We start from the raw sequence: 11,603 nt of genomic DNA on the forward strand, positions 1-11,603 counted from the left end.
CGCAAAGACTTATTTGGTGAGGACGAAGCCCTTGAGCTTGGCGAAGGCTTGATCGAGCAGCGCCTTGAGCTGCTCCTGGTGCAGGTGCGCGTACCCCACGGCGGGCGAGGCGGACGCCGGCCGACCGGCATAACCCAGTCGCTGGCCTTCCGTCATGTTCTCGTGGATGTAGTGCTGCACGAAGAACCACGAGCCCTGGTTTTGCGGCTCGTCCTGGCACCAGACCAGGTCGGTCAGGTTCGGGTACTTCTTCAACTCGGCCGCGAAAGCTTTGTGCGGGAAGGGATAGAGCTGCTCGACCCGGATGATCACCGTGTCGGTGCTCTTCTTCTCGGCGCGTTTCTTGACCAGGTCGTAATAAACCTTGCCGGAGCAGGCGATCAGGCGCTTGACGTTGGCGTTCTCGATCGTCGCGTCGGTGTCCGGGATCACGGTGCGGAATTCACCGCGCGTGAACTCGGTCAGCGGCGAGGTCGCGTCCTTCATGCGCAGCAGCGACTTGGGCGTCATGATGACCAAGGGCTTGCGGAACATGCGGACCATCTGACGGCGCAACAGGTGGAAGATCTGGCTGGCCGAGGTCGGCTGGCAGATCTGCATGTTGTTGTCGGCGGCCAGCTGCATGAAGCGCTCCAGGCGGGCCGAGCTGTGCTCGGGGCCCTGGCCTTCGTAGCCGTGCGGCAGCATCAGGGTCAGGCCATTGGCGCGGCCCCACTTCACTTCGCCGGAGGCGATGAACTGGTCGATCACCACTTGCGCACCATTGGCGAAGTCGCCGAACTGCGCTTCCCAGATCACCAGGGTGTTGGGGTCGGCGCTGGCGTAACCGTATTCGAAGCCCAGCACCGCCTCTTCCGACAGGATGGAGTCGATGACGACGTACGGAGCCTGGTTGTCGGCCACATGTTGCAGCGGGATGTAGGTGCCGGTGTCCCACTTTTCGCGGTTCTGGTCGTGCAGCACCGAGTGGCGGTGGGTGAACGTGCCACGTCCGCAGTCTTCGCCCGACAGCCGCACCGGGTAGCCCGAGGCCACCAGCGAGGCGAAGGCCATGTGCTCCCCCATGCCCCAGTCGACGTTGATCTCGCCCCGGCCCATGGCCGCGCGGTCGTCGATGACCTTTTGCACCAGCGGGTGCGGCTTGAAGTTGGCGGGCACGGTGGTGATGCGTTCGGCCAGGCGGCGGAACTCGGCCAGCGGCAGCGCGGTGTCGGCGGCGTCGGTCCACTTCTTGTTCAGGTAAGGCGTCCAGTCGACGGCGTACTTGCTCTTGAAATTGGTCAGCACCGGGTCGACCGTGTGCTTGCCGGCTTCCATGGCGGCGCGGTAATCCTTGACCATCTGGTCTGGCACCTCGGCCGCGATCGTGCCCTGGGCCACCAGCTTGTCGCCGTAGACCTTGCGCGTGCCAGGATGCTGGCCGATCTTCTTGTACATCAGCGGCTGGGTCATCGACGGCGTGTCTTGCTCGTTGTGGCCCAGCTTGCGGAAGCAGACGATGTCCACGACCACGTCCTTGTTGAACTCCTGGCGGTAGTCCAGGGCCAACTGCGTGCAGAGCACCACGGCTTCGGCATCGTCGCCATTGACGTGCAGCACCGGCGCTTCGATCATCTTCACCACGTCAGTGCAGTACAGCGTGGAGCGGCTGTCGCGCGGGTCGGAGGTCGTGAAACCGATCTGGTTGTTGATGACCACGTGCACCGTGCCGCCTGTGTAGTAACCACGGGTCTGGGCCAATGCCAAGGTTTCCATCACGACGCCCTGGCCTGCGAAGGCGGCATCGCCGTGCACCTGCACGGGCAGGACCTGGTCACCGGAGGTGTCGCCACGGCGATCCTGGCGAGCCTTCACCGACCCTTCGATCACCGGGTTGACGATCTCCAGGTGCGAAGGGTTGAAGGACAGGGACAAGTGGACCGGACCACCATCGGTGCTCACGTCGCTCGAGAAACCCTGGTGGTACTTCACGTCGCCGGAGGGCAGGTTTTCAGGGGCGGTGTGGTCGAACTCCGAGAACAACTCGGCGGGCTGCTTGCCCAGGGTGTTGACCAGCACGTTCAGGCGGCCGCGGTGGGCCATGCCGATGATGATCTCTTGCACGCCCTTTTCGCCGCCGCGCTGGATCAGTTCGTCCATGCAGGCGATGAAGCTTTCGCCGCCTTCAAGCGAGAAACGCTTTTGACCAACGTACTTGGTGTGCAGGAAACGCTCAAGACCTTCAGAGGCGGTGAGGCGCTCCAGGATGTTCTTCTTCTTCTCGACGCTGAACGAGGGCTTGGATCGGATGCTTTCCAGCTTCTCCTGCCACCAGCGTTTTTCGGTCGGCTCGGTGATGTGCATGAACTCTGCACCGATGGAGCCGCAATACGTTTCGCGCAGGGCCTGCAGGATGTCACGCAAGGACATCTGCTCGGCCTTGGTGAAGTAGGTGTTCGTGGCGCTGAACGTGATGTCCATGTCGGACTCGGTCAGGTCGTAGAACGCGGGCTCCAGTTCGGGCAGCTTGGGGCGCTCCTGGCGCTTCAGGGGATCGAGGTCGGCCCAACGGGAGCCGAGGAAACGATAGGCAGCAATCAACGATTGCACATGGACTTGCTTGCGGGCGACGGCCAGATCAGCACTGCTGGTCTTGACCATGAAGGCGTTGGCCTTGGCGCGCTGGGCAAACGATTCGACGACGGGCGCGTGGGCCACATCTCGGTGATCGGAGCCGTCCGTGGCTGGGACGTTGGACAAGGCGTCGAAGTACGACCGCCAGTTGTCGGGCACGGAGCCCGGGTTGTCGAGATAGGCCTCGTACAACTCTTCGACGTACGGGGCGTTTCCCCCGAACAGGTACGAGTTCGACCTGAACTGCTGCATCATTTCGCTGACCTCACTCCCAGGTTTGCTGGGTTATGGCTGGTTGAAAACCTTCCGCGACACGGCTTGACCGGTTGGCGGATTGCGACCCGCCTTGCTGACTTCTGAGATCCAGAAAGGCGACGGGAAGGGCCTGATAAAAACCGAAGACGACTGTACCACCGCTCAAGCCGCGAAGCGGTATTTGGCACAAAAGCATTTCAATACCAAATATGGCAAAAGGGTATTGAAGTCTTTTCATCAAAACTCGGTCAACAAAAAAGCCGGGCATTGCCCGGCTTGATGACACGCCATCGCTTCAGCGATTCAAGCAAAGTTCTGGGCCGCGAAATCCCAGTTGACCAGGGAGTTCAGGAAGGTCTCGACGAACTTGGGACGCGCGTTGCGGTAGTCGATGTAGTAGGCATGTTCCCACACGTCGATGGTCAGCAGGGCCTTGTCGGCGGTGGTCAGCGGCGTGCCGGCGGCGCCCGTGTTGACGATGTCCACGGTGCCATCGGGCTTCTTGACCAGCCAGGTCCAGCCGGAACCGAAGTTGCCCACGGCGGACTTGGTGAAAGCTTCCTTGAACGCGGCATAGCTGCCGAACTTGGCGTTGATGGCATCGGCCAAGGCACCGGTGGGTTCACCGCCACCATTGGGCTTCATGCAGCTCCAGAAGAAGGTGTGGTTCCAGATCTGGGCCGAGTTGTTGTAGATGCCGCCGCTGGACTTCTTGACCGTGTCCTCGAGCGAGAGGTTCTCGAACTCGGTGCCCGGGATCAGGTTGTTCAGGTTGGTGACGTAAGCCTGGTGGTGCTTGCCGTAGTGGTACTCGAAGGTTTCCTTCGACAGGTGGGGAGCCAGTGCGTCTTGCGCGTAAGGCAGGGGGGGAAGCGTGTGAGCCATGGTGCTTGATCCTCTTCGAGTCGAGTTGAAACGTGAACAACTTTGATTGTAGGCAAACTCAGTCGGCGGCCGTGTCGATCGATCGACTGGACACCTCGACTTGCAGGCGGCCATCGGCCAGGACGACGTCGAGCGCCGATCCTATCGCGGCCTGCGAAGCCTTGGTGATGGCATGACCATTGGCATCGCTGAGCCAGGCATAGCCGCGTTCAAGCACGCGTTGCGGGTCGAGCGCGTGCAGGCGGTTCTGCAAGGCGTCGACGCGGTGATGCGCCTGGGTTTGCCGCTGAGCCACTGCGCGGGTCAACCTTGATTGCCAGGCAGGCCAAGCCTGGGCCGCCAGGCCCAATCGGCGGTGGCCAGCGCTCTGCATGCGCTGCGCCAGCAAGGCCAGGTCATGGCGCTCCCGGCCCAAGGCCTGCGCTGGGCGAGACAAGCGCATCGCGGCCTGGTCAAGGCGCTGCGCCAGGCCATCGAGCCTTTGGCCAATGCGCTGACCCATCACTCGGCCGACCGTGTCCAGGTCGCCCAGGGCCTGCACTTGCGCACGGGCCGCCAGTTCGGCGGCGGCAGTGGGCGTGGGGGCACGCAGGTCGGCGGCGAAGTCGGCCAGCGTGACATCGGTCTCGTGGCCCACACCGCTGATGACCGGGATGGGGCATTGCGCGATGGCCCGCACCACGCGCTCGTCGTTAAAAGCCCACAGGTCTTCGAGCGAGCCGCCGCCGCGGCACACGATGACGGTGTCGAAACATGTGCCGGTGTGGTGGGCCAGCACCACTTGGGCCAAGGCCGACACGATCTGGGGCGGTGCTTCGACGCCTTGCACTGCGCAAGGTGCCACCACGACTTCGACGTGAGGCGCGCGGCGCTGCAAGGCGGTGAGCACGTCCCGCAAAGCCGCGGCTGCCAGCGAGGTGACCACCGCCACCCGGCGGGGAAAATCGCCAATGGGACGCTTGCGCGAGGGGTCGAACAAGCCCTCGGCTTCGAGCTTGGCCTTCAAGCGCAGGAATTGCTCGTACAGGGCGCCAGCACCGGCCCGCTGCATGCCTTCGACCACCATCTGCAATTCGCCGCGGGCTTCGTACACCGACAAGTTGCCGCGCACCTCGACCAGCGTCCCTTCGCCAGGGGTGAAATCGACCTGGGACAAGGCCCGGCGGAAGATGGCGCAGCGCAGGCTGGCCCCGCCATGTTCGTCCTTGAGGGTGAAATAGCCATGGCCACTGGCGGCCCGCGTGAAGCCACTGATCTCACCCCGAACCACGCACTGGGCAAAGCGCGCCGCCAAGGTGTCGCTGATGGCGTTGATCAGCGCGGCCACGCCCCAGACGCGCGCCGTCATGGATTACCCCGAGGACGCAGCGCAAATTCAAACGCCGGGTGGGGGCCGCATCCCCAGCAGACAAGGGCCTCGGGAAGTCCACAACCGCGCCGAACATGGCCCTGAGGACCTAAAACACTGTCACAGAGCCTTAACAATGTCATAAGCATATGATTTACAACGATTTTTATCTGCTTAAAAAAGTGGCAATCTGTCGCGCACCGCGAATTTTCGCGGTTTGGCGGGCCGCCCAACCCGCTTACCCACAAAGTTATCCACAGCTTCGGTGGATGACTGCCGGGTCTCATCGAGATCCGGGCACCGGCCGGAAAGCGCAAAATTCGGCGCCATAATCTGCGGCTTAGCGTGACCTCTGGAGTCTCCGTTGCTGTCGATCTTACAAGCTGCTGGCTGGCCGATCTGGCCCCTTGTGTTGTGCTCCATCGTGGCTTTGGCCCTGATCATCGAACGTTTCCTCAGCCTGCGGGCCTCCCGGGTGGCGCCCGCCCGCCTGGTCGATGAGGTCATGGCCGTGACGCGGGCCAGCCTGCCCACCGTCGACACGGTCAACAAGCTGGCCGAAAACTCTTCGCTGGGACTCGTGCTGGCGCAAGGCCTGCGGACGGCCATGGCCGAGCCCCGCATCACCGACGCCAACCTGCGGGCCTCGTTCGAGACCGCCGGCCGCCAGGCGGTGCATGACATGGAACGCAACCTCAGTGCCCTGGGCACCATCGCCAGTGCCGCCCCCCTGCTGGGCCTGCTGGGCACCGTGGTCGGCATGATCGAGATCTTCGGCGCTTCGGGTGCTTCGTCAGGCACCGCTGGCGCCAACCCCTTGGAGCTGGCCCATGGCATTTCCGTGGCCCTGTACAACACCGCCTTCGGCTTGATCGTGGCCATCCCTGCGCTGGCGTTCTACCGGCATTTCCGCGCCCGGGTCGACTCCTACACGCTGGACCTGGAACAGGCGGCCGAACGCATGGTGCCGCACATCCTGCGGCTGACCTCGAACCGCCGCTGAACGGGTGCCGCCATGTCGATGAATTTTCGAACGCGCCACCGTGAAGATCCCGAGATCAACCTCATCCCCTTCATCGACGTGTTGCTGGTGATCCTCATCTTCGTGATGCTGACGACCACCTACGCCAAGTTCACCGAGCTCAAGATCAACCTGCCGGTGGCCAATGCCCAGTCCACCAAGCCTCGGCCCAAGGAACTGGTCGTGGTGGTCACGGCCGATGGCCGCTATTCGGTGGACAACCGCCTGGTCGAAGGCCGCAGCGTTGAATTGCTGGCGGCCGCCTTGACGGCCAGCACGGGCGCGAGCCGCGACACCGTGGTCGTGCTCACCGCCGATGCCTCGGCCACGCACCAGAGCGTGATCAACGTGATGGACGCCGCGCGCCGCGCAGGCCTCTCGCAACTGACCTTCGCCACCCAGGGCCAGCCGGGCGCGGCCGCCGCCCAGCCTTGATCCGCAGGCCGGCGACGCACTCCCCGCTGATGTCTCCGATCGCGCAGCAGATTGTTCGCAGTTGGTCGTCGCGCGGGCCTTTGCCGCGCTTGCTGTGGCCACTGGCCGCCTTGATGGGCGTGGTGCTCGGTTTTCGCAGGCGGGCCTACCACCGCGGCTGGCTGAAGAGCGAATCCCCTGGCCTGCCGGTGCTCGTGGTCGGCAATCGGATCGCTGGCGGCGCTGGCAAGACCCCGGCCACCATCGCCATCGTCCAGCACCTGCAACAGCGGGGCTGGCACCCCGGCGTGCTGACGCGTGGCTACAAGCGATCAGCTCCGTCCGCCGCCGCACTCACCCTGATCGACCTGTCGTCGGCCGCCTCTCTGAACGCCACCGACGTGGGCGACGAGCCTTTGTTGATCTGGCGCCGGACCCAGGTGCCCGTGATGGTGGGCCGCGACCGCGTGGCTGGCGGACAAGCCCTGCGCCAAGCCCATCCCGGCATCGACATCCTGGTTTGCGACGACGGATTGCAGCACCTTCGCCTTGAACGCCAGATCGAAGTGGTCGTGTTCGACGAACGTGGTGCGGGCAATGGCTGGCTCCTGCCCGCCGGGCCCTTGCGTGAGCCTTTGTCGCCCGCGGCGCCAGCCACCTTGGTGGCGGCTCCCATCGTGCTCTACAACGCCGCCCAGGCCAGCACGCCATTGGCGGGCCACCTGGCACGGCGCGGCATGTCGGCACCGCGCCCGCTGGCCGAATGGTGGTCAGGCCAAGTGGAAGGCGATGCGGTGCAAGCCCCGAAGCGTGGCGCCTGGGCCGTGGCCGGCATCGCCCACCCACCCAAGTTTTTCGCACAACTGGCCCAGTTGGGATTCGACACCCACCACGTCGCCTGCGATGACCACGAGCCCTACACCACCTTGCCCTGGCCCCCCGAGGTCGCCGACGTCATCGTGACCGAGAAGGATGCCGTCAAAATGGACCCTGAACGCCTGCGCCGCGAGCGCCCTGACACGCGGGTCTGGGTGGCGGCACTAGACTTCAGGCCTGACACCGGCTTCTGGCAAGCCCTCGACTCGGCGCTGGCACGGCTGCCCCGCCCTCACCTTTAACGGAATTCACCCGATGGACACTCGACTCATCGAACTGCTGGTCTGCCCTCTGTGCAAAGGCCCCTTGCACCGCAAGCCCCAGGGCCAGGCCCTGATCTGCGCGGCCGACCGGCTGGCCTACCCCATCCGCGACGGCATCCCCGTCATGCTGGAAAGCGAGGCGCAGGCGGTGGAAGAAAACGACGACCCCATCCCCAACGCCGCGCTGCTGACCGGCAAGCCTGGCCACTCGCCAGACGCCGGGGCCGCCTGACATGGGCTTTTCAGTCCTGATCCCTGCGCGGCTGGCCTCCACCCGCCTGCCCAACAAACCGCTGGCCGACATCGCCGGCCTGCCGATGATCGTGCGCGTGGCCCAGCGTGCTGCCTTGAGCCGCGCCCGCCAGGTCGTGGTGGCCACCGATTCGCCGGAAGTCGCCGCGGCCTGCGAAGCCCACGGCGTGCGCGTCGTGCTCACGCGAGCCGATCACCCGACCGGCAGCGATCGGCTGGCCGAGGCCTGTGTGCAATTGGGGCTGGATGGCGACGACGCCGTGGTCAATGTGCAGGGCGACGAACCCCTGATCGACCCCGAACTGATCAACGCCTGCGCCGACCAGTTGGACCAGCGCCCCGATTGCGTGGTCAGCACGGCGGCCCATGCCATCGAGGACGCCAGCCAGTTCGGCAACCCGAACGTGGTCAAGGTCGTGACCGATGCCCTCGGGCGGGCCCTTTATTTTTCGCGCGCCGCCATCCCCTGGTGGCGGGACGCGCCCACGCCCGGGCAAGCCGCCACAGGCGCGGGCACACCGCTGCGCCACATCGGCATCTATGGTTACCGGGCCGGTTTCCTGCGCCGCTACCCACAACTGCCGCCCAGCCCGTTGGAAGCCGTGGAATCGCTCGAACAATTGCGCGTGTTGTGGCACGGTGAGCGCATCGCGGTGCATGTCGCACTTCATCCCCCTGGGCCTGGCGTCGACACCCCCGAGGATCTTGCCCGGGTTCGTGCCCTCTTCTAGGGTTGAACTTGAGGGTTGAATGAACGCCGCGTGCTATCCTGCGCGGCTTGCACGGGCATTTTCGGCGCGAGCCGGCAGGCCCTATCGGAGACACCGAGGAGAACCATGAGACTCATCCTGTTGGGTGCGCCTGGCGCCGGCAAAGGCACGCAGGCCACTTTCTTGTGCCAGAAGTACGGCATCCCGCAAATTTCGACGGGCGACATGTTGCGCGCTGCCGTCAAGGCGGGCACCGACATGGGCCTGGCCGCCAAGAAGGTCATGGACGCTGGCGGCTTGGTGGGTGACGACATCATCATCGGCCTCGTCAAGGAACGCATCGCCCAGCCCGATTGCGCCAAGGGTTTCCTGTTCGACGGATTCCCACGCACCATTCCCCAAGCCGACGCCATGAAGGCCGCCAACGTCAACCTGGACATCGTCCTGGAAATCGACGTGCCTGATTCGTCCATCATCGACCGCATGAGTGGCCGTCGCGTGCACCCCGCTTCGGGCCGCACCTATCATGTCAAGTTCAATCCGCCCAAGGTCGAAGGCAAGGACGACGCCACCGGCGAAGACCTGATCCAGCGCGACGACGACAAGGAAGAAACCGTGCGCAAGCGCCTGGAGGTCTACCACCAGCAGACTCGCCCCTTGGTGGACTACTATTCGCAATGGGCCGCCACCGGCGACAAGGCAGCCCCCCGTTACGCCAAGATCAGCGGCGTGGGTTCGGTGGACGAAATCACCGCCCGCGCCCTGCAAGCCCTGGGGGCCTGACCAGGCACCGTCACAGCCCGTTCGGCTTGACCCGCGGCCCCCTCGCTTTCAAGGCGTCGGGGCCGTTGTTTTTCCTCAGCAGCACCCGCCCGTGATCCCACCGTCATTCATCCAAGACCTGCTGGCCCGCACCGACATCGTCGAGGTGGTGGGCCGCCACGTCACGCTGAAAAAGGCCGGGATCAACTTCAAGGGCCTGTGCCCTTTCCATGGCGAGAAATCGCCCAGCTTCATCGTCAGCCCCAGCCGCCAGACCTACCACTGCTTCGGCTGTGGCGTGCATGGCAATGCCGTTGGCTTCCTGATGGAAAACGAAGGCCTGGGCTTCGTCGAAGCCGTGAAGGACCTGGCCCAGATCCAGGGCATGCTGGTGCCCGACGACGACAGCAAACCCGAAGACCGCGAAAAAGCCAAGGCCCAGAAGGAAAAGCAGACCTCGATCACCGATGTGCAGGCGAAGGCCATGCAGCATTGGCGCCAGCAGCTCAAGGCCACACCGCGCGCCGTGGCCTACCTCAAGGGACGCGGCCTGACCGGTGAGATCGCCGCGCGCTTCGGCATGGGCTACGCGCCCGACAACTGGCGCGGCCTGGCCAGCGTCTACCCCAAGTACGACGATCCCTTGCTGGTCGAGGCCGGCCTGGTCATCACACCGGACGACGGTGAAACCCGCGCCGATGGCGAAGCCAAGCGATACGACCGCTTCCGTGACCGGATCATGTTCCCGATCCGCAACCCGCAGGGCGAGGTGATTGGCTTTGGCGGCCGGGTGCTGGACAAGGGCGAGCCCAAGTACCTGAACTCGCCCGAGACCCCGGTCTTCATCAAAGGCCGCGAGCTTTACGGACTGTACGAAGGCCGCAGCGCCTTGCGCACCAAGGGCTATGCCCTGGTCACCGAAGGCTACATGGACGTGGTGGCGCTGGCCCAATGGGGCTTCGGCAACGCGGTGGCCACCCTGGGCACGGCCTGCTCGGCCGAGCACGTGCAAAAGCTGTTCCGCTTCACCGAACAGATCGTGTTCAGCTTCGACGGCGACGGCGCCGGCCGCCGCGCTGCCGGCCGCGCACTGGAAGCCTCCCTGGCCTTCGCCAGCGACACGCGCCGCATCAGCTTTCTTTTCCTGCCCAGCGAGCATGACCCGGACTCCTACATCCGCGAGTTCGGCCCCGAGGCGTTCGAGGCCTGCGTGCAGCAAGCCATCCCGCTGTCACGGCAGCTGCTGGAGCACGCCAAGGGCGACTGCAATCTGGACACCGCCGAAGGCCGTGCCCGACTGCTGGCCCAGGCCCTGCCCTTGATCGGCCAGTTGCCCGATGGCGCCCTGCGCGGACAGATCGCCGACGAATTGGCCGCCATGGCCCGCACCGCCCCGGAAGAGGTGCGGCGCCGCCTCACGGCCCAGGCCGAGCCCAAATCCAAAGGCGGCGGGGGCGGCCAACGCAGCCGCCACGAAGACCAGGGCCAGCCTTGGGACGATGGCGGTTATTCGGCCATCTCGCATGGCGACGAAGGCAGCTACGGCAGCAGTCAGGATCATTTCGGCGGCACCCAGCAGCCCCGCCGCAGCGGTGGCAAGCGCGAGTGGAAAAGCGATTGGAAGGGCGAAGGAAAAAAGCCCTGGGACGGCAACAGCCGCTGGCAGCGCAAAGGCAGCCCGGTGTTCGACCGCCGCCCCCTGCCACAAGCCGCGCACCGCCTTGATCGCATCGTCTGGCTGATCATCGCCCGCAGCGATTTGTGGGAACAACTCTCGCCCGCCGCGCACGACCTGCTCTGCGAGCAATCCGCCGTCTACGGCCATTTTTTCCGCTGGCTGGACCGCCTGGTGCACGACCAGGGCGCCCTGGCCTCACCGGAGTTGCTGGAACGCATGCGCCACGCCACCTTGGGCGACGACGGCAACCAGCCCGACTCCGACGAGCCAGACCCGGGGTTTTCGGCCCTGGCCAAGCGCATCACCGACTTCCACGATGTCATGACCGGCCAGGAATCGCTCGACGACCTCCTGGGCCAGGTCAAGTTCCTCGAACTCCAGGCCCTTCAAGACGAGCTGGAACTGCTCACCCAGTCCGGGGAACTCTCCGACGCGGCGGAGGCTCGAAAAATGGAGCTGATCCGCCAATCCCTGGCGCTCAAGCTTGAAATCAGCCGGATGCGCCCCACTTCTGCGTCCTAGCCGC

11 protein-coding genes are annotated in these 11,603 nt (G+C 64.9%); 7 read left to right on the forward strand and 4 right to left on the reverse strand.

The features are described 5' to 3' along the window. Nucleotides 1-9: 9 nt before the first annotated feature. The 4 genes from ACREB4_RS06460 to xseA all read right to left on the reverse strand — a co-directional run bounded on the left by ACREB4_RS06460 (nucleotide 10) and on the right by xseA (nucleotide 5,101). Nucleotides 10-2,868, reverse strand: a complete 2,859-nt coding sequence (locus ACREB4_RS06460) for a 2-oxoglutarate dehydrogenase E1 component (RefSeq protein WP_431587383.1) — start codon at nucleotides 2,866-2,868, stop codon at nucleotides 10-12. A gap of 10 nt (nucleotides 2,869-2,878) precedes the next feature. Then, the gene (locus tag ACREB4_RS06465; protein WP_431587384.1) at nucleotides 2,879-3,106 is read right to left on the reverse strand and encodes a hypothetical protein; all 228 of its coding nucleotides are present in this window, start codon (nucleotides 3,104-3,106) and stop codon (nucleotides 2,879-2,881) included. A 65-nt stretch (nucleotides 3,107-3,171) separates the two neighbouring features. Then, nucleotides 3,172-3,753 (reverse strand): superoxide dismutase [Fe], encoded by a 582-nt coding sequence (gene sodB, locus ACREB4_RS06470; protein WP_431587385.1) that lies wholly within the window; start codon nucleotides 3,751-3,753, stop codon nucleotides 3,172-3,174. Between the two features lie 58 nt (nucleotides 3,754-3,811). After that, entirely contained in the window at nucleotides 3,812-5,101 is a 1,290-nt protein-coding gene (gene xseA, locus ACREB4_RS06475) for an exodeoxyribonuclease VII large subunit (protein WP_431587386.1), read from the reverse strand. A gap of 364 nt (nucleotides 5,102-5,465) precedes the next feature. Between xseA and ACREB4_RS06480 the strand changes: the two genes are divergently transcribed. From ACREB4_RS06480 to dnaG, 7 genes are all read left to right on the forward strand, one after another. Beyond that, a complete protein-coding gene (locus ACREB4_RS06480) occupies nucleotides 5,466-6,104 on the forward strand; it encodes a MotA/TolQ/ExbB proton channel family protein (RefSeq protein WP_431587387.1) in 639 nt (212 codons plus the stop codon). A gap of 18 nt (nucleotides 6,105-6,122) precedes the next feature. Further along, nucleotides 6,123-6,557 (forward strand): ExbD/TolR family protein, encoded by a 435-nt coding sequence (locus ACREB4_RS06485; RefSeq protein ID WP_431587498.1) that lies wholly within the window; start codon nucleotides 6,123-6,125, stop codon nucleotides 6,555-6,557. A 29-nt stretch (nucleotides 6,558-6,586) separates the two neighbouring features. Then, nucleotides 6,587-7,654 (forward strand): tetraacyldisaccharide 4'-kinase, encoded by a 1,068-nt coding sequence (lpxK, locus tag ACREB4_RS06490; protein WP_431587388.1) that lies wholly within the window; start codon nucleotides 6,587-6,589, stop codon nucleotides 7,652-7,654. Nucleotides 7,655-7,667: 13 nt separating this feature from the next. Next, a complete protein-coding gene (locus ACREB4_RS06495; RefSeq protein WP_431587389.1) occupies nucleotides 7,668-7,907 on the forward strand; it encodes a Trm112 family protein in 240 nt (79 codons plus the stop codon). Nucleotide 7,908: 1 nt separating this feature from the next. After that, complete coding sequence (gene kdsB, locus ACREB4_RS06500; protein WP_431587390.1) at nucleotides 7,909-8,658, forward strand: 3-deoxy-manno-octulosonate cytidylyltransferase; 750 nt, start codon at nucleotides 7,909-7,911, stop codon at nucleotides 8,656-8,658. Between the two features lie 105 nt (nucleotides 8,659-8,763). Beyond that, nucleotides 8,764-9,420, forward strand: a complete 657-nt coding sequence (adk, locus tag ACREB4_RS06505; RefSeq protein WP_431587391.1) for an adenylate kinase — start codon at nucleotides 8,764-8,766, stop codon at nucleotides 9,418-9,420. Between the two features lie 91 nt (nucleotides 9,421-9,511). Beyond that, a complete protein-coding gene (gene dnaG / locus ACREB4_RS06510) occupies nucleotides 9,512-11,599 on the forward strand; it encodes a DNA primase (RefSeq protein WP_431587392.1) in 2,088 nt (695 codons plus the stop codon). Nucleotides 11,600-11,603 lie beyond the last annotated feature (4 nt).

Origin of the sequence: Aquabacterium sp. (genome assembly GCF_050725395.1) — a bacterium.
Classification (GTDB): Bacteria; Pseudomonadota; Gammaproteobacteria; order Burkholderiales; family Burkholderiaceae_C; genus Aquabacterium.

Bases quoted from the DNA above. Each gene is read 5' to 3' on its own strand.
- kdsB (WP_431587390.1), top strand. From the start codon at position 7,909: ATGGGCTTTTCAGTCCTGATCCCTGCGCGGCTGGCCTCCACCCGCCTG.
- lpxK (WP_431587388.1), top strand. From the start codon at position 6,587: ATGTCTCCGATCGCGCAGCAGATTGTTCGCAGTTGGTCGTCGCGCGGG.
- ACREB4_RS06465 (WP_431587384.1), bottom strand. From the start codon at position 3,106: ATGAAAAGACTTCAATACCCTTTTGCCATATTTGGTATTGAAATGCTT.
- xseA (WP_431587386.1), bottom strand. From the start codon at position 5,101: ATGACGGCGCGCGTCTGGGGCGTGGCCGCGCTGATCAACGCCATCAGC.
- ACREB4_RS06485 (WP_431587498.1), top strand. From the start codon at position 6,123: ATGAATTTTCGAACGCGCCACCGTGAAGATCCCGAGATCAACCTCATC.
- sodB (WP_431587385.1), bottom strand. From the start codon at position 3,753: ATGGCTCACACGCTTCCCCCCCTGCCTTACGCGCAAGACGCACTGGCT.
- ACREB4_RS06460 (WP_431587383.1), bottom strand. From the start codon at position 2,868: ATGATGCAGCAGTTCAGGTCGAACTCGTACCTGTTCGGGGGAAACGCC.
- ACREB4_RS06495 (WP_431587389.1), top strand. From the start codon at position 7,668: ATGGACACTCGACTCATCGAACTGCTGGTCTGCCCTCTGTGCAAAGGC.
- adk (WP_431587391.1), top strand. From the start codon at position 8,764: ATGAGACTCATCCTGTTGGGTGCGCCTGGCGCCGGCAAAGGCACGCAG.